Raw genomic sequence first — 24,211 nt, 5'->3', positions numbered from 1 at the left:
GTCAGCCCTCTATCGGCGCAGGGGTTTGACTGCGGATCAGAGCCTCTTCCAGACGGGCGCGAGATCCGGCGGCCAGGCGCTCGACGCCCAGCAGGCGCGCGAGTTCCCTCGCCGGGTCCGGCTCGTCGAAGAGGCCCGTATGATCCCTGACGACCTGGGCCAGTTCGGCCAGAGGAATGTCGGGAATGGCGCGACGGGCGTCCTCGTCCGCCGGCCGGCGATAAGGCAGGAAATCCCTGACGGCGGCGGACGGCCAGAGGAACTCGCCGCTGGATTCGATGGTGCGGTCGAAGTTGCGCAGGTGAATCTCGATACGCTCGCGGATCCGGCCGCCCGTGCGCAACCAGCCGTGAGCGCGGGCGATGCGCTGACACAGGATGTCGGTGCGCAGCGGCGCCTCGGTCTGCACGACGTGGTCGATCATGGCCTGAAGCGTGCTGCGATAACCGAACTCGTAGAAGGCGTCCGGATCTATGGGGAAGTGTCCCAGGTCCGTCAGGCGGTAGAGGCCGGAAGACGCGGCGTCGGGCCGGGACGCCGCCGGGGCGGAGAGGGTGTCCGTCGTCTCGCCGGACACCAGCTCGGTCGTCTCCACGCCGGACGGAGGCGCGAGATCGTCGTCCAGGGATGCGGCGTCGTCGTCGCGGATCTCCACCACGTCTTCGACCTCATGGCCCATGTCCCAGTGGGCCGTGACCTGCTCGTCGACCGCCCGGCTGCCGCGGCAGTCCTCGAGAAGTCGGTCCAGGGCCTCGTGCAGGCGTTCGGCGCAACCGTCGGCGTCATACCACCAGTCGGTGGACCAGACGCGCAGGATGTTCCATCCCAGGCCTCGCAGAACCTGTTCGCGCACCTTGTCCCGGTCGCGGGCGGTCGCGGCGCTGTGATAGGTCGCGCCGTCGCATTCGACCCCGGCCAGGTAGGCACCGGGAAGATCGGGGTGGCGGATGCCCAGGTCGATCCTGAAGCCCGACATGCCGACCTGCGGCACGACCTGCCAGCCGCGTCGCTCCAGCTGGGCGGCCACGGCCTCCTCGAAGGGCGAGTCGAACCCGCCCATCGACCCGCTGTCCTGGGCGGCCAGGGCGACGCTGCCCCGCTCGGCGAAGTCGAGGAAGGTCTTGAGGTGATGGACGGCGAGCGCCTTGGTGCGTGTCGGGTCGATCTGGTCCGCGGTGAAGCCCGAGAAGACCACCAGTTCCTGGCGGGCGCGGGTCACCGCCACGTTCAGGCGCTTCTCGCCTCCGTCCCGGTTCAGGGCGCCGAAGTCCATCGTCAGCTTTCCGGCGGCGTCCTTCCAGAAGGTGATGGAGAACAGGATGACGTCTCGCTCGTCGCCCTGGACGTTCTCGAGGTTTTTGACGATGGTCGCCTCGACACGCTCCTCGGCGAAGAACCATTCCAGTTCGGGTTCGTCGCGGCGCGCCGCATCCAGCAGGTCCAGGATCAGAGCCTGCTGCTGGGCGTTGAAGGTGATGACGCCGAGGGTCGGGCGGCTCTGCTCGGGCAAGGCCAGCCAGCCGCGCATGCGTCGAACGGCCTCATCGGCGACAGCCTGGGCCTCTATCCGGTTCGTGCGGGTCTTGCCGCGATCATAGACGCCCTCGGGCACCTTGCGCAGCTTGACGGCGCGGTCGTCGACCTGGGGCGAGGGGAAGGTCACCAGCCGGTTCTGATAGTAGTGGTGGTTGGAGAAGGCGATGAGAGACTCGCTGCGGCTGCGATAGTGCCACCGCAGGTCGCGGACCGGTATGCCGGACGCCTTGGCCTCGTCGAGGATGCTTTCGAGATCTTTCTCGTGATCCTCGATGTCGTCCTCCTCTTCGTTGCGACCGAAGAAGTTGGTGGGCGGCAGTTGCTTGGGATCGCCTACGATGATGGTCTGACGGGCGCGGGCGATCGCGCCGACCGCGTCCCAGGTCGTGATCTGCGACGCTTCGTCGAAGATCACCACGTCGAACAGCGACTGGTTCGGCGGGAAATACTGGGCGATGGACAGGGGCGACATCAGCATGCAGGGCGCGAGCTTGCCGAAGTTGTTCGGCATCCGGCTGATCATGTCGCGTATGGACTGGCTGGGGCGTTGCAGCTCCATCTGGTGGCGCAGCAGGCCCAGTTCGGAGTTGCGCGCGACGCTCTGGACCGGCGGCAGGTCGCGGGCGAGGGCGCTGATGACGCGCTGGGCGGCGTGCTTGCGCACGAGATCGTCGATCTCGCGGAATTCGCTGATCATGTTCTCATGCTGGAAGCGCCGGAAATCCCTGAGCACGACGTCGGAGTCCAGCACGTTCGGGAGCCACCACCGAGCATAGGCGAGCCGGAAGGCGGACTGTGTCTGGTCGGGCTCCAGGTCGCCGCTCTCCAGCGCCTCGACCACCGCGCCGAGGCCCAGGCCAACCGCGCGGTTACGCGCCTGACGCCAGGTGGACCAGTCGCGCAGCAGGGGTTTGGCCTCGATCAATTCATCAAGCCGGGCGGCGAGCGCCGCGAGCCCCTGGGGCCCGGCTTCCAACTGGACCGGAGCGCCGGCGGCGGCGGAGAACCGGTCTCGCGCCGCTGTGAAGCCTTCAATCGCCGCCAGCAGGCGTTCGCCAGAAGCGATGACCTGCGTCTGCTGCCCGTCGTCGCGCAGGTTGGCGGCGATCCGCGTGCTCAGGGCGGAGATATCGGCCTCGCTGCACCCGGGCAGCCGAAGGGCGCTGCGCAGGGCGCTGGCGCCCTGCATCAGCGAAGCGGCGGCGTCGATGTCGGTCTCCAGGCCCTGGAATGGCAGGGGGCGACCCTTGAGCGGACTGGCGTCGATCTCCGCCAGTTGGATCTTCATGGCTCGCAGGCGAGACAGATCATGGTCGGGCTGGACCACGCCCTGCTCGGCATAGCCCTGCAGAAGGCGTGTGATCTTGCGACGTCCGAGCGCCGACATGGGCCAGATGGAGGCCGTGGCCTCGCGCCACTGACGGTCCAGGACGTCAAGGTCGAGATCGCGAACGGCGGTCTGGCTGAAGCCGGCCTTGATCTCGCCTTCCTGGAGACGATAGGCGGCGATGGCGCTCCTCAGCTTGTTCAGATCTTCAGCTGCGCGAGCGTAGTCCGGATGGAAGGCGATGGACAGGTCGCGTTGGCGGCTGTCCTGCAAGGCGATGCTGAGGCCCTTCAGCCCGTTGATCTCGTCCTCGATCGGCAAATCGACGGGCGCCAGGGCCAGGCCGGTCCGGACGGCGTCAAGGGCGTCGCCGAGCACCTGGGTCGAGGTGTGAAGGGCGCGTGCGGCGGCGAGCAGTTCGTCCTGCTTTGCGGCGCTCCACTCGCTGATGTCGACCAGGTCCAGGGCGGGGCGACGCTCCACAGCCGTGAAGACCTGACCGACTTCCGCGGCGGCCGCCTCAAGGCGCGACAGGGCGGCGGCCTCATGCACCTTTGACGAGGGCCAGTCCAGTCGGGGCGCGAACAGATCCTTGTCCTTCAAGGCGATCCCCAGCGCCTGATAGGCGCTCCAGCCGTTGGGATAGGGCTTGTGGAGCGCCTCGACATAGGCGTTCAGAGTGTCGCGGCGGAGCTGGAGACGCTCATTAACGGTGACCCACGCCTGACGGTCGTTGCTGCCGCTATTCTCCCATGCCGACTTCAACTGCGCCAGGAAGCGGCGTCGGTCGGCCTTGTTGGAATGGAGTTCGATGCAGAAGTCGCCCAGGCCGTGTTCGCGCAGACGGCGATAGACCACGTCGAGCGCGGCGGTCTTTTCCGCCACGAACAGGACGGTTTTTCCGACGGCCAGACAGTTGGCGATCATATTGGCGATCGTCTGGCTCTTGCCGGTGCCGGGAGGGCCGACGATCACGAAGTCGCGGCCTTCGGCGGCGGCCAGGCTCGCAGCGGTCTGGGAAGAATCCGACGGCAGGAGGCAGACGATGTCCGCGGGATTGTAGACACGGTCGAGGTCGCGCTCCTCGTGGAAGGCGGCGACGCCGTCGCTCGGCGCGAACGCCTGCTCCGGATTGTCGATGAGGTGTCGGACCACGCGGTTCTCGCGCAGGGCGTCGGTGCGCTCGACGAGATCCTTCCACATCAGGAATTTGGCGAAGGAGAAGGTCGAGAGGGCGGTTTCGTCCACGACTTCCAGACCGGGCACGTCCCGAACCGCCGCCCGGACCGAGGCCAGGAGGCGGGGGACGTCGATGCCGTTGTCGTCGAAGGGCAGGTCCGCCAATCCATGGAGCTTGAGGTCGAACTCGCGCTCGAGGAACTGCAGCAGTGTCGAGTTGAACCGGGGCTCGTCTTCGTGGAAGCGGATGCGGAACGGGGAACTCGCGCTGCGTCGCTCGAGTTTGACGGGCGCGAGGAGCAGAGGCGCGCGATAGCTGCGCTCGTCTTCGGGCTTTTTCTTCCAGCGGAGGAAGCCGACGGCCAGGAAGAGGGTGTTGGCGCCGCCCTCCGCCATGTCGTTGCGCACCTGACGATGCAGGTCGATCAGGCGGGCCAGGAGCTGTTGTTGATCCAGGGGAGACGGCAGCTCGTCGCGAATCAGGGCCTCGGCGGCGAAGCTGCGCTGGATGTCGCGGCCGTGGACCTCGCGATAGAGGGCGGGGTCGCGTTCGCCTAGGGGGTTCTGTTCCGGTAAGGAGATGATCTGGAACGAGGCGCCGCCGGCCAGGCGGTCTTCCAGATAGGCGACGTCGGGGCAGAGGAAGGGGATGGTCTTCTTGGTCGGAGGGAAGTTGAGCAGGCGATTGCGAAGCGTCAGGTCCAGAAGCTTCTTCTGCCATCGGTCGACCCGGCCGGCCGCGCTGGTCGGCTTCTGCTCCACCGCATCGGCCGGAAGCGCGGTGAAGGTCGGGGTCGCCGGCAAGGCGAGATCCGCGACCGGCACGCTGTCGTCCTGGTCGACGGGCCCCTTCTTCATGGGGTCGTGGGACGCCAGCGGCGTGATCCCGCCGCTGCGGGCGCGTCGCACATCCACCGCGGCGACAAAGGCCTCCGCCTTTTCTTCGGCGAACCAGGGCGCGAGCGCGTTCTGCGCGGCTTCGAGCGTCATGGCGGGTCGGTGCGTGACGCCCGTGGTCTCGAACACGATGAGTTCGTTCGACGCCAGCGCCTTGCGGACCTCCATGTGGTCCGTCTCGATGGTGTTGGCGAGGGTGCGCTGCGTGAGCCAGACACCCAGGGCGGCATGGCCGCGGAACATCAAAATGACAGGGTGAAGGCCTGCGGCTTCGAGCGCTCCGGCGAACAGCAGGGTCGTGTCGAGGCAGGTGGCGAGTCCTTCCTCGGTGATCGTGGTCGGCCGCCTAACCTTCTGTCCGCGATGCTCGAAGCTCGCCGGCGGCTCGGCGTAGAAGACGCCCATGGAGGCGACGGCCGAATAGATGGCGGCGGTCAGCATATAGGCGCGTTTGGGGTCTCCCGTCTGATAGCCGTCCAGACCGCTCGGATGGCCGTGCTCGACCAGGCGTTCGGCGGCCTTGCGCAAGACGCGCGACACGGCAGGATCATTCGGCATGACGAAGGCGGGGAGGAGTTGGGCCATGTCCGAGACCCCGCCCCATTCGTCGCGCGCGAGCAGGCGCACAGGGATAACCTGTTCGTCGAGAACCTCCTCGCCACAGGTCAGCCGGACCGTGATCTCGCCTCGCTCCGCCTCGTTGAGACCCGCCAGGTAGCCGGCGTCCAGTTCCGCTCGACGGTCTGATAGGGGCAGGATGTCGCCCGGCGCCAGGCGATCGATCTGCCAGGTCTTGGGGCGCAGGAAGGCCGGGCTCGACGTCACTTCCACCTTGCACGGCGCGTAGTGACCGGAACCGGGATTTTCGATCACGATCGACCGGAGGACCGGAATGGCGTTCTGGTAGGATGCATAGGTGAAGCTGTTCGATATGTCGGCGACAATCCTGACTGATGGCGCGCCAGCGTCCGAGCGATCAGCGTCAACGTCTGAATCAACCAAAAATGTCATTCTGTTCCACCCTGGAAAACCACGGCCAAGCTAGGCGGGCTTGATATAACAAAGGTCTAACCGCTGAACGGATGCAACCGGAAGTGTTGTCCCGTCCAGCGGTTTTAGCCAAGCGCTTGGGGCGGCGGGGAGCGGTGATTTCACCTCGGGGAGGGCGCGCTCAGTTGATCTGGAAGCGCCGACGGGTCGCCAGGGCGGTGAGGAACAGGAGGATTCCGGCTAGGTGCATATTCAGAGCGCGGGCGCAGGCGGCATGTCTGGTTCATGGCCGTCAGCTGCCGGAAGTCCCGCTTCCGCCATCAGCTCGACCGCCTCGGTCTGCTCACTGGCATGATGAACGTCTTGTTCAGCGGTGTCGGGCGGCAGCTTCATCATCATCCGATAGTGAGCGCCGTGTTCACTGCGGTAGAAGATGGCCTTGAACACGGCCAGATAGCGGTCGACTGTGGCGCTGTCCGCAGCGACATAGAGATCATCGGCGAAGTTGTGCGAGCCATCGTTGATCCAGGAGAACAGAGATCCGCAGATCATCTGATCCTTGCCTTGAAACTTGCCAACGATATCGTCCCGGTCAACTCCACCGAGGATGGTGAAGTAGTGCTCCAGAATGCGGCGAAGGACATTCTGGATGGTCAACAGGGATCGGCTCGGATCACGTACCTCTTCCCACAATAGCTCATAGCCGGTCCGGATCGGATTGGTCTCGTGCCCTTGCAGCGTAGACAGATCGCCGACCTTGCGTACAGTCCAGAAGGTCTCGGACTTCAGGGCGTCTCGCTGCGATCGTTTGGTGTCGAAGGTGACTTCCTTGTGGAAGTAGATGTTGTGGGTGAGCACGAAGACTTGCTTGATGCGGCCCTTGCCGTCCGTCGCCTCCGCAAGGAGCCTCTTGATCAAGGCGCTCACGATGAACAGGACGTCGCTATCCAGGCTGGACACTGGGTCGTCAATGACCACTATCCGGTCCGTTGTGACGCCGCTGGCCGTCGTCGCGCCCTGCACGAGATGATAGAAGTAGAGGAAAGTGACGAAACAGCGCTCCCCTTCGCTCAAGGTATCGCGCGCGTCGGTTCCGTCGCCTCTGACGATCTCGTAAAACTCCTCCTTGTCGCCAGCGGTATTGAGTTTGAAGCTTGTGAAACCGAAGGAGGTTAGGGTTGCATTTATCGCGGTGACCGTCGGCTTCACGCTCGTAACGCCCTTTTCCAGGGCAGCCAGGACGCTCATCGCCTGGCTTAGCTTGTTCTGTTTTCCTTCAAGCGCTTTTCCCATGGATTCGATCGCTGCGTCGTGCCGCCCCTTGGCCGTCGAATAGGCCAGGATCGAAGCCTTGCGATCCTCGATCAATCGGCGCCAGATTTCGTTCGTCAGCGTCGCGCGTTCGGTTTTGATATTGGCGATCAAGGCATTGTGACGCGCAATCTGTACATTAGCGGTGTCCACGGCGGCACGGACCGCCGTGTAGGCTTCAGCGATGGGATCAAGCGCGACCGGCGTGCTGGGTTCCTTTCTCTTCCGCTCCAGATGTCGAAGGTTAAGCGCGATATGTGCTGCCAGCCGATCGACGAGGGCAGCGAGGGCGTTACGGTCGACATAGGTGCACGGCGTGTCCAGCGCGGTTTGGGCGGATGCGAGCAAGCGGGTGCTTCGGTCCTGATAGGCGGCTTCGACACGTGCTATCGCGGCGATATCGGCCTCGTAGGCTTCGTCGAAGAACTCGGTCAGCTGACTGTGGAGGGCATCGTCCAACGGCTTTTGGCAAAAGGGGCAGGGGGCTTCGGACTGGGCGTAGGCGAGGCCTTGGCGAACCCAATCGCTGTTGCCCAGTCGCTTGATCAGGCCGGCGACGTCGATGTCCTCCTTGCCCACGACTTTTTTTGCGAGAATAGGGTCAGTCTCGAGTTCGAGAAGGCCGTTCTCATCGGGCGTTATGAGCGATGTCATGGGTGCGGCGATGTCGCCAAATACGACCGTCGCGCGGGTCTTGAGCTCGTCTACGGAATAGAGCGGAGTGGTGCTACGGGCGGCCTCGACAAGGACGCGGTCGCAAAATTTGGCCTTTGATGTTCTTATCCCCTCAAAGGCTCCCGCGAAGTGTGCGTCGTGTTCCGCCTTGATCTCCCAGCATTCCGTTTCGAACCTTGTCCGCAACATTGCGCGCTCGGCGCGACGGCCTACCGTGTCGTCGCGCCCGAGCACTCCGGCCAGGGTGGTGATTTCGCCCTGAAGGTCTTCGACGGCTTTACGCGCGGTTTCGACTTCGGCGATCGCCTTTGCTGAGGTGTCGCCCAAGGTGAACACGCCCCTCAGCCGAGCGCCATAGTTTCGGGTGGTGAAATCGCTATTGTAGACTAGCGTCAGAAGGGGGCGGTCCTTCTTCCACGCAACCTCGCAAGACGGATGGGCGGCTGGGTCGGCGATCACGCGCGATATCGTGGTTTTGCCCGAGCCGTTCGTGCCGAAGATGAAGTTGACGGGCCGAAGTCCCGTCATGACCTGAGGCGGCCCGTGGTAGGTGGCCGTTTGGTTTATCCGAATATCCTCGAGCAAGTCCGCTCCCCCGTGTTGCGTCTTGACGACGTCTCGCCCGAATAAACGTCGCCGCCGCGCGAATGGCAACTCAGGATCGCGACAAGCGCAACTTGTGCGCTAAAATCTATGGCGGTTATGCGCCATGATCACCTGCCATGATCACGGATGACGTTTTCCTCTCAGCGCACGAAGCGTCATCAGCGTACTTAATATCTCGAAGCAATGTGAAGTATGCAAACTGCTGAAATAGGGCAACTCGTCTAGCCTGACATCTACCGCCATCACCTTGGACGCAAAGTTTGATTTTATTTTTACAATCAGCAGATCTTTGCGCCATTAGCTGTCCAGCGATTAAGCTTCAAAGAGGGTTCGGATCAGATGTTGATGAAGAGCTTCGCATCCGTAGTTTTCATGCTCGTCCTCGCTACGCCCGCAACGGCTCGGCAGGCGGAGAATTTCGACGCCGTGACGGCTGCGCCGCACAGCCACCAAATTCTGCTCGAGAATGAAACGGTTCGCGTGTTGCGCGTCGCGATTGAAGCCGGGGCGACTGAGCCGGTTCATGATCATGAATGGCCCAGCGTCATGTACTTCGAACAGGCTCAGCCCATCACCTATATCAGCTACGAACTGAAGGACGGCCTTCCGGTGGAGACCGGTCGCATGGATGCGCCGGCAGAAGCGCTGACCGGCGCCGCTTCGTCACCGCCCGAAGGCCTGCATGCCGTCCATAATCGAGGAACCGAGACCTTCCTGGCGGTGCGTGTCGAGCTGAAGCCCGACCGCTGAGGGATCGGGGCGCCAAATGGGGCCCGGCTCCATGGCGCGCGATCTGGGGGGGGGGGGGCGGGTCTCCTGGATCAGTAGCGAACCAGTTCAACGCGACGGTTCGCGGCGCGATCAGGCACAGTTCGTGGAGCGGTCATCGCGAAAGAAAATCTTTGACGCCGCGAAGGTCCACTTCTTGGCAGGAAGTTGATGACCGCTGTTGGCGCATCGGCGACGTCATGCTGCTGCAAAACTTCATTTCGACGGCTGGCAAGGCCTGCTTTCGGGCATCGCGCCACATGGTCCATGACAGGAGGTTCGGTAATGGGGTGACCCGAACTGTGCGAGTATTGGGATTTTTCGGATTCAACGAGTACATACACTCGCATCAATGCACGGGAAGTCGCGCCCTGCGGACGCCTGTCTTGTCTGCCATCCATGGCCCAAGTCCGGGCTTGAAATTTCAGCCTGAGGCTGTTCGGCGCGGCACCGGTTTGACATAGGGCGTTATGCTCAAGCTTCGAACCTTCAGAGAGGCGTTTCCACGCTTCTACGCCGCCACCGCCGAAACCGCCGTCCTGGTCCCGCCACTGTTTTCGCTGACCTTGGGCGAGGACGTGATCGCCATGACGATCGACACCCTCCTTGAAGGACAGACGACCGCCGGGAGCGTCGACGCCCTGCTCGCCGTGAGCGAAGCGATCGTAGGGGACCTGCGCGATCTCGAGGTCGAGATCGCCGGCGACGAACGTGACGAGCGAATTCTCCAGTTCATCCGCTTCATCGCCTGCCAGGCGCCCCTGAACGCATCGTCCGGCTTCGGCCTTTCAGGGCAGGCGCACGACTGGTTCTATCTCAGCATCACGCCCGATCACGATCCGTCAAAATCCTACAACAACGGCTATGGGTTCTGGCCGATCGCGGGCGTGGCGGACGGCCGCCTGGGCCAGCACGCTACCGATCTGACGCCCCTGTGGCTCTACAACCTCTACATCCTGGCGCGGACGACCTCGGGACTGGGACAGGCGGCGCAGCGTTACTTCGACAGCGCTTGGGACATGATCAAATTTCGGATCGCGCGCGCGCCGGACCACGAGGCGACGGTCCTTGCCTCCGCAGCCATTCTCAGCTGGGCGGCCGATGTGGATCATGCCCGTACCGCCGAGCTGACGGAGTTCTGTCTGGCGCTCTGGGAATCGGACCGCATACCCCGAGAATACGCGACCGTGCTGGGCCAGGTCTTCTGCACCCAAGCTGGCGATCATACCGGTCGCACCCAGACGGCGTGGGCGGCGTTGCTGCTCGACAACTACAGTGACGTGCTTCGCGAGCATCAACGTCTGCAGCTGATGGCGGTGAGGGCGGACACTGTCGAGACCTGGGCCCGGGACCGGGCCGAAATCCTGGCGGAGATCGATCGCCTGGCCCGGGACATCGAGAGCCAGGCAGAACAGATGGGCGCGCCGAAGCTCTACACCCTGGAGAGCCGCATCGAGATCATCAATCCACTGGTGCATCGTCTGGTCAGGTTCGGCGACCTCGAAGGCCTCCTCGACGTCCTGTTCGCTTGGCATGCCCGGCCCGGCACCGCGCGGTGCAGCGGCGATGTCCTGTTCGTCTGTCCTACTCACGCCTACGGTACGGCCTATCTCTGGCTGGGCGGCACCTGGTTCGCGCCGGATCGCGATCTCGAGCCCCTCAACGCTGCTGTGGCTGCGGCGTTCAACCAGGCGCGTTCGACCGGCGGCACAGAACCCCATTTTCCGCCTGGCTGGTCCGAAGACCGCGCGGGGACGCCGGTCGCCGTCGCGAGTCAGGGCCTCGAAGACGCGGTGCGGGACCACTATGGCCTGGACGTCCTCGCGGAGCATATTCCGTCGGAGGTCCGGCTGCGTTCGATCCTGACGTTTCCAACCCTGCGGGACGCCGCGCCCGCCCTCATTGCGCGCCAGCTCGACCGGATGCTTCCGCTCGAAGCCTCCCTTGGACAGGCCGCGGAGCCCAGGCCCTTGCGCCGGATGTCGGTTTGGACCGGCCACACCAATATGACCGAGGCGGAGGTGGAGTGCCTCACGGTGGCGGGGCGGGCCGGCGGCTTCGACGTTGAGGTCACATCGCCGGCTGAAGGTGACCTCGCCGGCCAGTTTCGCACCTTCTATGAGGACGTCGATGCGGACGTCCTGTGGGTCATCGGCCACGGCCAGTTCGACGCCCACAGCGCCGCCAGGAGCGGCCTGCAGTTCGACTACGACGCTGTACTTAGCTGGGAAGACCTCGGCCGGATGACGGTTCCGTCATCCGGGCGCCGCCTCCTTGTGCTGAACGTCTGCAGCGGCGCCGAGGTGAAGGTGACCGGCGGGATGGCGCGGATCGGTGTTGGGCCAGAACTCGTGGGGGAGACCCAGATGGTCATCGGACAGCAGTGGGCGGTGGATGGACACGTCGCGCTGGCATTCGGGGCGCTTGCCGCGAGCCGACTGGCCCAGGGCCAGGACGCCTCGGCTGCGATCGAGGGCGCGATCGTGGATCTCCGTGATCCCGACGGGGTCGTGGATCGCATCGAAACGGCACTCGGCCAGGTCTCCGCCGTCGACCGCCTTGCCTCGGCCAGGATGAAAGGGTTCCTCCACTGGGCTTGCCCTGCGATTCTCACCTAGAGGTAACATCTAGGCGCATCTCGGGGGTGATGCGGCGCGGCTCGCCTCTGCGCTGAGACGGCTTGCCAAGGTGTCCATCATAGATCGGGGGCGGACATCCTGGCGCTGGCGCTGAACGTCTGGTGTGAGCGCGCTGGTCAACGTCCGCTCCTGGCGCATCGCCGCTACTCCGCTCGCACGTTTTCCCAGAGAGAGTGCGGGCCGTCGTCTAGTCGACAGTCAAATCGATCCGGCCTCCAAAGACCTTTTGAATGCCAGAGGATCGTCTCTACAGCACATGTCGCCTGGCGGGCGATAAAATCGCAGCAGGCGCTTCGTTGAGGTCAACATCGGCGGCCAGCTGGAGTGTCAGTCGGCTCTCAACCCTGGCGTGGAAAACATTCGGGTCAGTAGTCGTTGATCGTCGTCCGATAGGCCGGCTTCCAAATCCGCCAACAGCGAGCTGCCGCGCTCCGCGCCGATGACCTCATCCCGAAGCCAAGCATAGCCCAGCATACCGTCGGAGATCGCATCGTAGATGCCTTCGATCTGGGCCAGGCCGACGACCGCCTGCTTGTCCGGGGAGCTGGCGGCCTCCGCCAGGATCACGGCCAAGGCGAGCGAAGCCGACTTGAGCTTCTCGAAGTCGACATCGGGATCTACCGGATCGTCGTTTTCAGCTGATGTCGTCGTCACCGTGTTATCCTCGCGCAGAAGTTCTGAAGCTGGAAGCTTTGCTCGATTCTGCGCGACGCGGGCTTGCTCGATGGGTCCTAGCATCAGGCTTTAACGTCGGCTTTCCAGCGCTGCCTCAAAGTCGCTGCTGGCACCGAGGGCGGGAACTACGCGCTCAAACGGCACAAGCTAACTGCTGCACAGCGGGTTATGGTCAGGCATGGCCGTCGATAATCTTTATATTGATCTCCTCGCCTTTGCCGCAGCGCACACGCCACCCGGTGGACTGGAATCGCGCATGGTCGCGTTTCTCGAACAGGATTCGTCGAGCGAATCCTTGGATGGCAGCGCCTTCGCCCAAGTGAACGGCTCCCAGACAAAGGCCGACTATCTTCTCGGCGGCCGCCGGATCGTCGCAGAACTCAAGACACTCAACGCAAGTCCGCTTGACCGTACCGAGCAGCGGTTGAAGGCGCGCCTCGCGGAGGCTGACGCGCCTATCGTCTTTGGCACGGTGGGGGTGTCCAAGATCGTCGAGAGCTTGCCGGATAGCGAAGCCATCGCGAAGATGATGGTCGACATGGCCGGGCGCGCGGTACGGCGACATCTTCAAAAGGCAAATGACCAGATCGCCGCGATCAAGGAGAGGCTCAACCTCGCCGACGCGGCCGGCCTTCTCATCCTGATGAACGACACCGAGCCGATGATCGACGCTGCGGCGATCGGCTACACGCTCAAATCTGCTTTCGAGGCCGTGGATGGGGGATACCCCCACATCACCAATGTCTGGGCAAGCATCGAAAGCCACCGGATCGCCATGCCTGGTGACCGCACCGGTTATCCGCAGCTTCACGTATTTAAATCGCTTGATCGGCAGGCCGAGCTCGATTTCATGGGCCGCATGCTCGGTGCTTGGGGCAATCAAAATGCGTCGCGCATGGAGCGTTTGCCGCATCGAGGCGACTGGGATGTGATGCGGCCGATCTATGATGGCGAAGTACCTACGCTCCGGCCCTTCGATTGATCTCAGTGCCTACCGAACTTCAGCCCATCGTCTGTGCGGTCGGAAGACCGTGAATGTCCGCTCTCGGTCGAGAAGTCGATGACCGCTCCTGGCGCGTCGCCGACATCAGCGCGGATAAGCGAGGACACCTGGCGATAAGCCGACGAAAACCCCTCCGGTAGGGCAAGAATGACGAACCCTCTTAGGAGAGCTCATCAAAGCGACAGCCCGACGGGAAGGTGGCTCTTGTCGTGACGCCCCACCCGCTCCACCAGAGTCTGTCCATCAGCGTTCATGCCAATGACCTCGACTTCGGCCCCCTGCTTCCGATAACGGAAAACGACCTTGTCGACGGCAGCGACACCTGTCAGGTCCCACAGGTGGGCGTCGGTCATATCGATCTGCACGCGCCTGGGGCTGCCGTGGTGTTCGAAGGCTGCGGCGAAGACATCGGCTGAGGCGAAGAACAACTGCCCAGATACGCGGTAGCGCAGCACGCCGTCTTCCGGTGTTTCAATCTCTTCGACGACCACGGTCTTACCGACCTTGCGCATGAAAAAGACGGCCGAGAGGATCACGCCCAGGACGACGCCCTTGGACAGATCGTGGGTGGCTACGACGGTCGCCGTCGTGGCGATCATGACGATGGACGACTGAAACGGCGTTGACCGCAGCTTCAGGACTGAGCCCCAATCGAAGGTTCCGATGGACACCATGATCATCACCGCCACCAGAGCCGCCATGGGTATCCGCGCCACCCAATCCTGAAGCACCAGGATCAGGAACAAGAGGAAGAGGCCAGCCCATAGCGTGGACAGGCGGCCTCGCGCGCCGGAGGTCACATTGATGATCGACTGGCCGATCATGGCGCAGCCCGCCATGCCGCCGAACAGGGGTGACAGGATGTTGGCGATGCCCTGACCGCGGGTCTCGCGGTCCTTGTCAGAAGGCGTGTCGGTCAGATCGTCGATCAGGTTCGCCGTGAGCAGGCTTTCCAGCAGGCCGACGAAGGCCAATGTGGCCGAGACCGGCGCGATGATGATGAGAGTCTCCCAGGTCAGCGGGATGGCCGGCAGATGGAAGATCGGCAGGGATGAAGGCATCTGCCCCATGTCGCCGACCGTGCGGACATCCAGACCGGTCATCATCACGAAGCCGCTGATCAGGACGATCGCGACCAGGGGCGAAGGCACGGCCTTGGTCAGGCGAGGGAAGCCGTAGATGATGGCCAGGGCGGCGCCGACCAGAGCGAAGGTCTGCCAGTTGGCGCCGATCAGTTCCGGCATCTGAGCCAGGAAGATCAGGATGGCCAGAGAGTTGACGAAGCCGGTCATGACGCTGCGGCTGACGAAGCGGATGTAGCGGCCCAGTTTCAGCAGGCCGATGATGATCTGAAAGACGCCGCACAGGATCGATGCGGCGAACAGGTATTCCAGGCCATGATCACGGACGAGCGTAACCATGAGCAAAGCCATGGCGCCGGTCGCGGCCGAGATCATGGCGGGTCGCCCACCGACGAAAGCGATGGTCACGGCGATGACGAAGCTGGCGTAAAGGCCCACGGCGGGATCGACGCCGGCGATGATGGAGAAGGCGATGGCCTCCGGGATCAGGGCCAGGGCCACGACGGTGCCCGCCAGCAAATCGCGGCGAGGGTTGGCGAGCCATTGCTGGCGCGCGGATGCGATAACGGACATTCAGGATTTCATTTGGACGAGCCGCATGCGGCGGCTCAGTTTCCCGACGGATCGGCGGACGGGATAGCCACCCGGCAGCCCAGGGGCGCCGAGTCCAAGGTGAACGACGGCATGCATGCCGCTACGGGGCTCTGAATGCAAGGTCCGTCTTGTTTGGCGTGCAGGAGGTTTGGTTACATCGACGAGGGTTCGGCGAACTGTTTCAGGCGCCCGCGACAGGTGCGGCTAGTCTCAAATCAATGCGAAGGCGACCCCGCTGGCGGCGGTCAGCGCCACGACTATCCATGGTGGGCACTTCCACACCGTCAGCAGAACGAAACCCGCCAGCGCCACGAGGAAGTCGATCGGACTCAGGATCGCGCTGGTTCCTACAGGGGTATAGAGGGCGAAAGCCAGAATGCCGACGACTGCTGCGTTCGCGCCGCGCATCGCTGCCTGGGCCGCCGGTCGGGCGCGCAGCAGGCTCCAGAACGGCAGCACGCCTGTCACCAGCAGCAATCCCGGGGCGAAGATCGCCACTAGACAAAGGGCGGCCCCGGCCAATCCATTCGGAGAAGGCTCCATGGCGGCGCCCAGATAGGCGGCGAAGGTGAAAAGCGGCCCCGGTACGGCTTGGGCTGGGCCATAGCCCGCAAGAAAGCCATTGGAATCGATCCAGCCGGGCTGCACAACGCCTTCTTCGAGCAGGGGCAGAACGACGTGACCGCCTCCGAAAACGAAGGCGCCGGCTCGATAGAAGACGTCCAGCAAGGCGACGCCGTGGAGGCCTGTCGCCGTGGAGGCGAGCGGTAGGCCTGCCAGAAGCAGAAGGAACAGGACCAGGGCCCCTGCGCCGGCGCGCCGTGAAATCGGAAAGCTTGGAGTCGATGCTGATGTGGCGTTCGTCGTCTGGCAGAGGCGCAGCCCCGCCAGGCTGCCGATGACGATGGCGACGATCTGACCGGTCGCTCCGCCGAGCAACATCAGGATTACAACAGCGGCTAGGCCGATGACTGCTCTTTGCCAATCAGGGGTCAGGGTGCGGGCCATCCCCCAGACCGCCTGAGCGACCACAGCCACGGCCACCAGCTTAAGTCCATGAAGCAAACCCGTTCCGACCGGCCCGTTGAGCGAGGCTGCGCCCATGGCGAACAAGACCAGAAGCGCGGCGGACGGCAGCGTGAAGGCGCACCATGCCGCAGCGCCGCCCAATGGGCCGGCGCGCCACAAGCCCAAGGCGTAGCCCGTTTGGCTGGAGGCCGGACCCGGCAGGAATTGGCACATGGCGACCAGGTCGGCGTATCCGGCTTCATCGATCCAACGGCGTCGCGAGACCAACTCGTTCCGGAAATAGCCGAGGTGCGCGACGGGGCCGCCGAACGATGTGAGGCCGAGTTTGAGGAAGACCGCGAAGACCTCTGCCGGCGAGCCGGCCAGGGGCGCGCTCGGGCGTCTGTGGGCTGCTTTGGATTCGCCGCTGATTTCCGTGGCCATTCTCCAGCAATCCAGTCTGACGCTACGCAGACCTGATCGCGATCGCTGACAGATCATTGGCCGCATCGATCGGCAGACCTGACGCCTTCCGTTCGGAATAGCGGTCCACCAACTGGCCGGCATGGGCACGGGTCATGACGGTGAAACGCACCAGTTCTTCCATGACGTCAACGATGCGGTCGTAGTAGCTGGACGGCTTCATGCGGCCGTCGTCGTCGAACTCCATGAAGGCCTTGGCGACGCTGGACTGGTTGGGGATGGTGATCATCCGCATCCAGCGGCCGAGCAGGCGCAAGGTGTTGACCACGTTGAAACTCTGCGAGCCGCCGGAGACCTGCATGACGGCTAGGGTGCGGCCCTGGGTCGGACGTATCCCGCCCATGTTGAGCGGAAGGTGATCGATCTGAAGCTTCATGATTCCCGAAATCTGGCCGTGGCGTTCGGGGCTGCTCCAGACCATGCCTTCCGACCACAGGGCATGCTCGCGCAGTTCGTGGACGGCGGGATGATCGTCGTAGGCGACCTGATCGGTCAGCGGCAGGTCGGACGGATCGAAGATGCGGGTCTCGCAGCCCATGAAGCGCAGAAGGCGGGCGGCCTCCTCGACGCACAGCCGGGAAAAGGACCGATCCCGCAGCGAGCCGTAGAGCAGCAGGATGCGCGGCGGATGGTCGTTCGGACCGAGACCCAGCGCGGGGCGGCTGGACAGGTAGGCCGGGTCGAGCGCGGGCAGGTGGTCGGGATCGGGCAGGTCGCGAAGGCGGGTCATTGGGTACGCAACTCCTTGAACATGAAAGCCGCCGAGGTCGGGCAAAGGGCACTGAACTGGCGTGAGGCGGCGATGGCGGTCGGCGCCGCCGAACGCGGCAGTACGACGTAGCCGTGCCGCCGGAAGAAGGCGGCCGCCGTGGTCGTGAGCAGGTAGAGGCTGGACGCTTTTCGTCCCGCCGCCTCAGCCTCCAGCAAGGACAGGATCGCTGATCCGTGGCCGGCGCCGCGATGGCTGTCGATGACGACAATGGAGCGGATCAGGGCGTCGGGACCGATCTGCTCCAGTCCGCCGTAGCCTATCGGCCTGCCTTCGACCTCGAAGCGGTAGAAGCAACGACCGAGTTCATGGAGGTCATCTGTCGGCAGTCCGGCGGCCTCCAGCGCAGCGATCAAATCGGAGGTGGGCTCGGCTAGCTCCACGGTGTTGAAGGTCATCAGCAGGCGCCCTTCTTCGGGGCGGTGTCGGGGAAGTAGCGGCGGCCCAGCCAGAGGGCCACCGACACCAGCAGGATCAGCACCGGCACCTCGACCAGCGGGCCGATGACGGCGGCGAAGGCGACCGGCGAGGCCAGCCCGAACGCCGCGATAGCGACGGCGATCGCCAGTTCGAAATTGTTGGAGGCGGCGGTGAAGGCCAAGGCCGTGGTGCGCGGATAGTCCGCCTCGATCAGTCGCCCCATCAGGAAGCTGACCACGAACATGACGAAGAAGTAGATCGTCAGCGGGATGGCGATGCGCAGGGCGTCCAGCGGAAGGGCGATCACTTCGCCGCCCTTCAGGCTGAACATGGCGACGATGGTGAACAGCAGGGCGATCAGGGTGATCGGCGCGATGCGCGGCAAGAAGCGCGTTTCATACCAGTCGCTCCCCTTCCTCGCGACCAGCGCGCGCCGGGTCAGGAAGCCGCCGAGGAACGGCAGTCCCAGATAGATCAGGACGGCGCCGGCGATGGTCCAGACGCTGACATCCACCACATTGCTCTCCAGCCCGAACAGGGGCGGCAGGACGGTCAGGAACAGCCAAGCGTAAAGGCTGAAGAAGGCGATCTGGAAGATCGAGTTGAAGGCGACCAGGCCAGCCACATACTGGTTGTCGCCGCGCGCTAACTGGTTCCAGGCTAGCACCATGGCGATACAGCGGGCCAGTCCGATCAGGATGACGCCGGTCATGTATTCCGGCTGGTCACGCAGGAAGATCACCGCCAAGGCGAACATCAGCACCGGCCCCAGCACCCAGTTCTGGAACAGGGACAGGGCAAGCACGCGCTTGTCGGCGAAGACGCGCGGCAGTTCCTCGTACCTCACCCGCGCCAGCGGCGGATACATCATCAGGATCAGACCGATGGCGATGGGGATGTTGGTCGTCCCGACCGACAGGCCGTCGATCCAGACGGGCAGCCCCGGCACAAGCGTGCCCAGCAACACGCCCAGCGCCATGGCGGCGAATATCCACAATGTCAGCCAACGATCTAGGAAGGACAGGCGGCGTTTCGGCTGCTCAGTGATTGCCGCGTCGACCATCAGCGGACCCTCCGGCCGTCGGCGTCGATGACGACTTCGCCGTCTTCCTTGGTGAAGGGCTTCAGGCCCTCAGGCGGCAGAATGTCGAGAACCGCTTCGGACGGTCGGCACAGCTTCACCCCTAGCGGCGACACGACGATCGGTCGGTTCAGCAGGATCGGATGGGCTTCGATGGCGTCCAGCAGTTGGTCGTCGGTCAGGCCTGGATCGCCGAGGCCCAGTTCGGCGAAGGGCGCGCCCTTCTCGCGTAGCAGGCTGCGCAGCGGGGCACCCATGCGCTCGACCAGCCCCATGATCATGGCGCGGCTGGGCGGCGTCTTCAGATACTCGATGACATGCGGCTCGATCCCGACGTGGCGGATGAGGGCCAGGGCGTTGCGCGACGTCCCGCAGGCGGGGTTGTGGTAGATGACGACGTTCATAAGGCCTCAGGCGCGGCAGAGGTTGAGTTCGGCCAGCAGCGGCTCGCACAGTTCAGCGCGGCCCTGGCAGCAGTCCTTAAGCAGGAACACGACCAGGACCTGCAGGCGGCTCAGGTCGGCGCGATAGATGATCGAGCGGCTTCGACGCTCGGAACTGATCAGGCCGGCGCGGGACAGGACACCAAGGTGCGCCGACATGGTGTTGGCCGGCACGGCCAGGGCGTCCGCGATCTCTCCGGCGGGCAGGCCAGCGGGTTCATGCCGGACCAGCAGGCGGAAGGTCTCCAGCCGCGTGGGCTGGGCCAGGGCGGCGAGGGCGAGAATGGCGGTTTCTGATTCCATAATTCCAGGATAATAGAATCGATGTTGGCGTCAATCAAGCTGGGAGCGCTAAGCGAGGATGGAATGTCAGCTGTCGTTCGAGAAGCCGATGGCCGCTCCTGGCGCGGACCTGACCCAGTGGCCGTCGTCAGACTGTTCCCCGCGCTTCGTTGCCTGCCTTAGAGTGCCAACTAGCCAGTCGCGGAACGCTCTGACCTCTCCGCGCTGCACTGCCCGCCGAGACGTGACGACGTAGTAGGCCCAGCGAACCGGCCAGTGCACATGGGGCAGAAGATGGACCAAACGGCCGCGTTCCAGTTCCTGCTCGACCAGGGCCCGCCGGACGAGCGCGATCCCTTGACTGGCGATCGCCGCGTTAATCACGGCCGCAGTCGAGTTGATACGCAAGCCGCGGTCAGCAGGGGCGTGGTTGGCGCCCGTTTTCGTCAGCCACTGCGTCCAGGTCGGGAAATCGCCGTCGGGGTGCGGCGTTCCGTCGTGGATGAGGGTTTGCTCCGCTATCCACCCGGGGGTGACTTCCTGGCTGGTCGGCAGCAGCCGGTGATTACAGACGGCGATGATTTCTTCGCCCATCAATAATCTGGCTTCGACGCCCGGCCAGGCGCCTAGGCCGCAGCGTATGCCTATGTCAGCTTCGCCCTGCGCCAGGTCGATGACGCGGTCGGAGACATCCAGGCGCACGTCGATCATCGGATGGTTCGTCGCGAAGTCGGTGAGTTGTGGCAGGAGCCAGTTCGCCACCAGCGCCTGGGACGCCGTCACGACGACGATCGACCGCGCCTTTCGACCGCGCAGCTTCTGCAGCCCCGCCTCCAGGCAATCGAGTCCGGCCGCAATGTCATCCAGTGCATCGCGAGCCTCTTCAGTAGGCGTGAGGCGTTCCACGCCCGAACGCGCGCGGTGAAACAGGGGATAGCCGACCCAGTCTTCGAGCGAACGGACAAGCTGACCTACGGCGGCGGGCGTCACGCCCAACTCGGTTGCAGCACCCACGAAGCTGCCATGACGTGCTGCAGCGTCTAGAGCCTGAAGGGATTTGAGCCGAGTGAGAGACCTCATTCATAACGCATACCACGGGATAGATTTTCTTTCGCCTCGATGCGGGTCGTTTGCGTCGCTAAGCGAGGCGTGAACGGGCAGCATGAGGCCAAGAAAGGGGGCCCCATGAACCTTGAAGGCAAGCACGCCCTGATCACGGGTGGATCAAGCGGCATTGGTCTCGCGACGGCACGGCTGTTCCGAGGGCACGGAGCGCGCGTAGCGATCATGGGTAGAGACGATGCTCGTCTGGCCAAGGCGAAGGCTGAGCTCGGCCCGGACGTCCTCGCCATCCAAGGCGATGTGGCGACGCTCTCCGACCTGGCTCGAGCGCGAAAAACCCTTCAGGAATCGTTCGGTCGACTGGACATTTTGTTCGCCAACGCCGGCGTAGCGCTGGGGACGCCTGTCGTGACGACCGACGAAGCGACCTACGACCGCATCATGGACGCCAATGTGAAAGGCGTCTTTTTCAGCGTGCAGGCGATGCTGCCGCTGATGCACGCGGGCGGCTCCATCGTTCTCAACACCTCCTGGCTCAATCAGGTGGGCGCGCCGGGACGGGCTGTCCTTTCGGCGTCCAAGGCCGCAGTTCGATCCTTCGCACGCACCCTTTCGGCCGAACTTCTTGATCGGGAAATCAGGGTCAACGCGATCAGCCCCGGCTCGATCGAAACGCCCATCCATCGCAGTGCCGACCAGTCCGAGGAAAGCTTCCGCGAGTACGCCGAGCGCGTCGGCGCGCAGGCTCCATTGGGCCGAATGGGCCGGCCGGAAGAAATCGCGGCGGCGGTCCTGTTCCTCGCGAGTGACGCGTCCAGCTATATGCTGGGCGCTGAGATCGTGGTCGACGGCGGGCGGGCGGAGCTGTGACGTGCTGCTGAACGAAGACGTCACAGTCCACACCGTGGTTCACGCAGGCAAAGCGGATTGGATCCCGAGCCCGATCAAGGGCGTCGAACGACGCATGCTTTTCCGGATCGGCGATGAAAAGGCGCGCGCGACCTCCATCGTCCGCTACGCGCCGGGCAGCCGCTTCGCCCGCCATGGCCATCCCGGCGGCGAAGAGTTTCTCGTTCTGGAAGGCACGTTTCAGGACGAGACCGGCGACTTCCCGGCTGGAACCTACGTCCGCAACCCGCCGGGGACGGCCCATTCGCCAGGCAGCGACGAAGGCTGCGTCATCCTCGTCAAGCTCTGGCAGTTCCGTCGGGATGACCGCGCCCGGATCATCGCGCGGCCGGACGAGGCGAAGCGCGCTGCGGTTCGGCCGGGTGCGCATGCCGCCCGCCTCCTGTTTGACGGCGCCGATGAGCGGGTCGTCATCGAGCACTGGACGCCCGGCGCAATTGTGGATGTGCCGAATGATACGGGGCTGGAAGTGCTGGTTCTGGAGGGCGGCTTCGCCGCCGGTTCGGAGACCTTCTTGCGGTGGAGCTGGCTTCGCCTGCCTGCTGGCCGGCCTCTCCGGGCGTCGGTCGGCCCTGACGGCGCGCAGGTCTGGGTGAAGGCGGGTGCGCTTCTGCATGCCGATGTGTGCGCTTTCGAGGATGAAGGACGAATTCAATGATGGACCTGGAAGTCTTTGGGCAGGCGATCCTGATCGGAATCGGCGGAACAGCAGTGCTCGACGCCTGGGCTTTAGCGCTGGACCGGCTTCTGAAAATTCCCGCGACGAACTGGTCCATGGTAGGGCGCTGGATCGGCAACATGCCGCGAGGGCGCTTCAGTCATAGCTCCATGGGAGCCGCCCCACCGGTCGCGGGAGAGGCGGCCATCGGCTGGACGGCGCACTACGTCATCGGAGCCGGCTACGGGCTGCTGCTCGTCGCAATCTTCGGGGCGCAATGGCTTGAACAACCCACGCTGCCGCCGACTTTGGTCGTCGCCTGGGTTCTGCTCATCGCACCCTTCTTCATCATGATGCCCGGCATGGGCTCCGGCATCGCTGCGTCGCGAACGCCGCGACCGAACGCCGCCCGTCTGAAAAGCGTGGTGAGCCACACGATTTTCGGCCTGGGCATGTATCTGACCGCATTGCTCCTCGCAGCCGGGATGTCGCAAGGTCTCGCCGGATGAGAACGACAGACATCGCCATCGTGGGAGGCGGTCTTGCCGGACTGTCGGCCGCCCGTGTCTTGCAGGCCCACGGCGCGGACTTCGTGCTGCTGGAGGCCCGCGAGCGCCTGGGCGGTCGCATTCTGACGGTTGATGAGAGAGGCATGCCGGCCGTTGATGGTTTCGACCTGGGTCCCTCCTGGTTCTGGCCCCGCCTGCAGCCGGCGATCGGCGACCTGGTGAAAGACCTCGGCCTGCAGGCCTTTGCGCAGAACAGCGAAGGGGACGTGATCTTCGAACGCATGTCTCGCGAGCCCGCCCAGCGGTATCGCGGCAGTGCGCCGGAGGCGCCATCGATGCGCTTGGTCGGAGGTTCCGCCGCGCTGATCGTCGCCCTTGAGGGATCGTTGCCCGCCGGTCGTATAGTCCGAAGCTCGCGCGTCACAGCGATGCGCCTCGCGGATGACGCGGTGCAACTGAGCGTAAGCGGACCGTCGGGAACGGCCGCGAGCGTGCAGGCGAGCCGAGTCATCGCCGCATTGCCTCCGCGTCTGTTGGACGCGACCGTGACGTTCGCTCCTCCGCAAGACGCGAGCACCACGGCCCGCTGGCGCGACACCGCCACCTGGATGGCTCCCCATGCGAAATTCTTCGCAATCTATGACCGACCGTTTTGGCGAGAGGCCGGTTTATCCGGGACAGCGCAGAGCATGGTCGGCCCGATGCCGGAAATTCACGACGCAACCATCGCATCTGGCGCGGCCGCGTTGTTCGGCTTTATCGGCGTGCCCGCCGACCAGAGAGCGGCCATCGGCGATGAGGCTCTGAAGAGCGCGTGTCTGGCTCAGTTCGCCCGTATTTTCGGCGAGGAGGCGCTTAGACCCCGTTCCACTTTGCTTAAGGACTGGGCGGCCGATCCGTTGACGGCGACCTCCGCTGACCAGGTCGCCGGATCGCACGAGGCTTCAGGCGAGCGCCCTTGGGTCGAGGGCGTGTGGTGTCAGCGCCTTGTCATGGCTGGCAGCGAGACCAGTTGCTCGGAAGCCGGCTATCTCGCTGGCGCGGTTCTCGCCGGCCATCGCGCCGCGGATGCGGTGTTGGGCGCCCAGCCATGAAGTTCGGGCCTTGTTCTTGATTGCAACACTCGGCGGTGCAGGGCCCTGGCCCCATGGCCGTGCCTGGGCACGGTGGGTTGGTCATGCCCGCGAGCGCCGTTGAACTGCCACAGCCCGAGCGCAATAAACTTGGCTGCGATGCATACGATCGCCCATTTCCAACTCGGCGGATATGCTCTGGTCGTCCTGCACCAATTGGATGGCTCACGCG

The 24,211-nt window shown here is 64.3% G+C and carries 18 protein-coding genes and 1 other annotated feature; of the genes, 7 read left to right on the top strand and 11 right to left on the bottom strand.

Going from position 1 to position 24,211, the window contains the following annotated elements; translation table 11 throughout:
* Position 1: 1 nt before the first annotated feature.
* Both B2Y21_RS11175 and B2Y21_RS11170 read right to left on the bottom strand, forming a co-directional pair.
* Positions 2–5,764: a DUF3320 domain-containing protein gene (locus tag B2Y21_RS11175; RefSeq protein ID WP_292059788.1), complete on the bottom strand. Its 5,763-nt coding sequence runs from the start codon at positions 5,762–5,764 to the stop codon at positions 2–4.
* A 417-nt stretch (positions 5,765–6,181) separates the two neighbouring features.
* The gene (locus tag B2Y21_RS11170) at positions 6,182–8,500 is read right to left on the bottom strand and encodes an AAA family ATPase (protein WP_292059787.1); all 2,319 of its coding nucleotides are present in this window, start codon (positions 8,498–8,500) and stop codon (positions 6,182–6,184) included.
* 360 nt (positions 8,501–8,860) lie between these two features.
* On the opposite strand from B2Y21_RS11170, the gene B2Y21_RS11165 reads away from it, so the two are divergent.
* Positions 8,861–9,271, top strand: a complete 411-nt coding sequence (locus tag B2Y21_RS11165) for a hypothetical protein (RefSeq protein ID WP_292059785.1) — start codon at positions 8,861–8,863, stop codon at positions 9,269–9,271.
* Positions 9,272–9,759: 488 nt separating this feature from the next.
* Positions 9,760–11,907 carry a CHAT domain-containing protein gene (locus tag B2Y21_RS11160; protein WP_292059783.1) on the top strand — a complete coding sequence of 716 codons (2,148 nt, stop codon included), beginning with the start codon at positions 9,760–9,762 and terminating at the stop codon, positions 11,905–11,907.
* Between the two features lie 348 nt (positions 11,908–12,255).
* Here the strand turns inward: B2Y21_RS11160 and B2Y21_RS11155 are convergent, their stop codons facing one another.
* The gene (locus B2Y21_RS11155) at positions 12,256–12,666 is read right to left on the bottom strand and encodes a hypothetical protein (RefSeq protein WP_292059781.1); all 411 of its coding nucleotides are present in this window, start codon (positions 12,664–12,666) and stop codon (positions 12,256–12,258) included.
* A gap of 115 nt (positions 12,667–12,781) precedes the next feature.
* On the opposite strand from B2Y21_RS11155, the gene B2Y21_RS11150 reads away from it, so the two are divergent.
* Positions 12,782–13,585: a hypothetical protein gene (locus tag B2Y21_RS11150; protein ID WP_292059779.1), complete on the top strand. Its 804-nt coding sequence runs from the start codon at positions 12,782–12,784 to the stop codon at positions 13,583–13,585.
* Between the two features lie 194 nt (positions 13,586–13,779).
* Here the strand turns inward: B2Y21_RS11150 and B2Y21_RS11145 are convergent, their stop codons facing one another.
* The 8 genes from B2Y21_RS11145 to B2Y21_RS11110 form a co-directional block, all read right to left on the bottom strand.
* On the bottom strand, positions 13,780–15,261 hold the full coding sequence (locus B2Y21_RS11145) for a SulP family inorganic anion transporter (RefSeq protein ID WP_292059778.1): 1,482 nt from the start codon (positions 15,259–15,261) through the stop codon (positions 13,780–13,782).
* Between the two features lie 37 nt (positions 15,262–15,298).
* Positions 15,299–15,360 (bottom strand) — a sequence feature (sul1 is cis-regulatory element that is thought to sense ions involved in sulfur or methionine metabolism; They are found in Alphaproteobacteria).
* Between the two features lie 132 nt (positions 15,361–15,492).
* Positions 15,493–16,734, bottom strand: coding sequence for a chromate efflux transporter (gene chrA, locus B2Y21_RS11140; protein ID WP_292059775.1), 1,242 nt, complete (start codon positions 16,732–16,734; stop codon positions 15,493–15,495).
* 22 nt (positions 16,735–16,756) lie between these two features.
* A complete protein-coding gene (gene arsH / locus B2Y21_RS11135; protein ID WP_292059773.1) occupies positions 16,757–17,503 on the bottom strand; it encodes an arsenical resistance protein ArsH in 747 nt (248 codons plus the stop codon).
* A complete protein-coding gene (gene arsN2 / locus B2Y21_RS11130) occupies positions 17,500–17,940 on the bottom strand; it encodes an arsenic resistance N-acetyltransferase ArsN2 (protein WP_292059772.1) in 441 nt (146 codons plus the stop codon). Before arsN2 ends, arsH begins: the two co-directional genes overlap by 4 nt.
* A complete protein-coding gene (arsB, locus tag B2Y21_RS11125; protein ID WP_292059770.1) occupies positions 17,940–19,025 on the bottom strand; it encodes an ACR3 family arsenite efflux transporter in 1,086 nt (361 codons plus the stop codon). Before arsB ends, arsN2 begins: the two co-directional genes overlap by 1 nt.
* A complete protein-coding gene (gene arsC / locus B2Y21_RS11120; RefSeq protein ID WP_292059769.1) occupies positions 19,025–19,447 on the bottom strand; it encodes an arsenate reductase (glutaredoxin) in 423 nt (140 codons plus the stop codon). The genes arsB and arsC overlap by 1 nt, the downstream gene beginning before the upstream one ends.
* A gap of 6 nt (positions 19,448–19,453) precedes the next feature.
* Positions 19,454–19,789, bottom strand: a complete 336-nt coding sequence (locus B2Y21_RS11115; RefSeq protein ID WP_292059767.1) for an ArsR/SmtB family transcription factor — start codon at positions 19,787–19,789, stop codon at positions 19,454–19,456.
* A gap of 66 nt (positions 19,790–19,855) precedes the next feature.
* Entirely contained in the window at positions 19,856–20,848 is a 993-nt protein-coding gene (locus B2Y21_RS11110; RefSeq protein ID WP_292059765.1) for a LysR substrate-binding domain-containing protein, read from the bottom strand.
* Between the two features lie 105 nt (positions 20,849–20,953).
* Between B2Y21_RS11110 and B2Y21_RS11105 the strand changes: the two genes are divergently transcribed.
* The 4 genes from B2Y21_RS11105 to B2Y21_RS11090 are packed head-to-tail and all read left to right on the top strand — an operon-like array spanning position 20,954 to position 24,000.
* The gene (locus B2Y21_RS11105; protein ID WP_292059763.1) at positions 20,954–21,700 is read left to right on the top strand and encodes an SDR family oxidoreductase; all 747 of its coding nucleotides are present in this window, start codon (positions 20,954–20,956) and stop codon (positions 21,698–21,700) included.
* A 1-nt stretch (position 21,701) separates the two neighbouring features.
* A complete protein-coding gene (locus tag B2Y21_RS11100; RefSeq protein ID WP_292059762.1) occupies positions 21,702–22,397 on the top strand; it encodes a cupin domain-containing protein in 696 nt (231 codons plus the stop codon).
* Positions 22,394–22,906: a DUF2938 domain-containing protein gene (locus B2Y21_RS11095; RefSeq protein ID WP_292059761.1), complete on the top strand. Its 513-nt coding sequence runs from the start codon at positions 22,394–22,396 to the stop codon at positions 22,904–22,906. The genes B2Y21_RS11100 and B2Y21_RS11095 overlap by 4 nt, the downstream gene beginning before the upstream one ends.
* Entirely contained in the window at positions 22,903–24,000 is a 1,098-nt protein-coding gene (locus B2Y21_RS11090; protein ID WP_292059759.1) for a flavin monoamine oxidase family protein, read from the top strand. Before B2Y21_RS11095 ends, B2Y21_RS11090 begins: the two co-directional genes overlap by 4 nt.
* Positions 24,001–24,211 lie beyond the last annotated feature (211 nt).

It is taken from the genome of Brevundimonas sp. UBA5936 (genome assembly GCA_002430835.1).
Lineage (GTDB): Bacteria > Pseudomonadota > Alphaproteobacteria > Caulobacterales > Caulobacteraceae > Brevundimonas.
Note: the sequence above shows the minus strand (reverse complement) of the source record. Positions and strands in the feature narration are given on the sequence as shown.

Bases quoted from the DNA above. Each gene is read 5' to 3' on its own strand.
- B2Y21_RS11160 (WP_292059783.1), top strand. From the start codon at position 9,760: ATGCTCAAGCTTCGAACCTTCAGAGAGGCGTTTCCACGCTTCTACGCC.
- B2Y21_RS11095 (WP_292059761.1), top strand. From the start codon at position 22,394: ATGATGGACCTGGAAGTCTTTGGGCAGGCGATCCTGATCGGAATCGGC.
- B2Y21_RS11115 (WP_292059767.1), bottom strand. From the start codon at position 19,789: ATGGAATCAGAAACCGCCATTCTCGCCCTCGCCGCCCTGGCCCAGCCC.
- B2Y21_RS11145 (WP_292059778.1), bottom strand. From the start codon at position 15,261: ATGTCCGTTATCGCATCCGCGCGCCAGCAATGGCTCGCCAACCCTCGC.
- arsN2 (WP_292059772.1), bottom strand. From the start codon at position 17,940: ATGACCTTCAACACCGTGGAGCTAGCCGAGCCCACCTCCGATTTGATC.
- arsH (WP_292059773.1), bottom strand. From the start codon at position 17,503: ATGACCCGCCTTCGCGACCTGCCCGATCCCGACCACCTGCCCGCGCTC.
- B2Y21_RS11110 (WP_292059765.1), bottom strand. From the start codon at position 20,848: ATGAGGTCTCTCACTCGGCTCAAATCCCTTCAGGCTCTAGACGCTGCA.
- chrA (WP_292059775.1), bottom strand. From the start codon at position 16,734: ATGGCCACGGAAATCAGCGGCGAATCCAAAGCAGCCCACAGACGCCCG.
- B2Y21_RS11165 (WP_292059785.1), top strand. From the start codon at position 8,861: ATGTTGATGAAGAGCTTCGCATCCGTAGTTTTCATGCTCGTCCTCGCT.
- arsB (WP_292059770.1), bottom strand. From the start codon at position 19,025: ATGGTCGACGCGGCAATCACTGAGCAGCCGAAACGCCGCCTGTCCTTC.
- B2Y21_RS11105 (WP_292059763.1), top strand. From the start codon at position 20,954: ATGAACCTTGAAGGCAAGCACGCCCTGATCACGGGTGGATCAAGCGGC.
- arsC (WP_292059769.1), bottom strand. From the start codon at position 19,447: ATGAACGTCGTCATCTACCACAACCCCGCCTGCGGGACGTCGCGCAAC.
- B2Y21_RS11155 (WP_292059781.1), bottom strand. From the start codon at position 12,666: ATGCTAGGACCCATCGAGCAAGCCCGCGTCGCGCAGAATCGAGCAAAG.
- B2Y21_RS11090 (WP_292059759.1), top strand. From the start codon at position 22,903: ATGAGAACGACAGACATCGCCATCGTGGGAGGCGGTCTTGCCGGACTG.
- B2Y21_RS11150 (WP_292059779.1), top strand. From the start codon at position 12,782: ATGGCCGTCGATAATCTTTATATTGATCTCCTCGCCTTTGCCGCAGCG.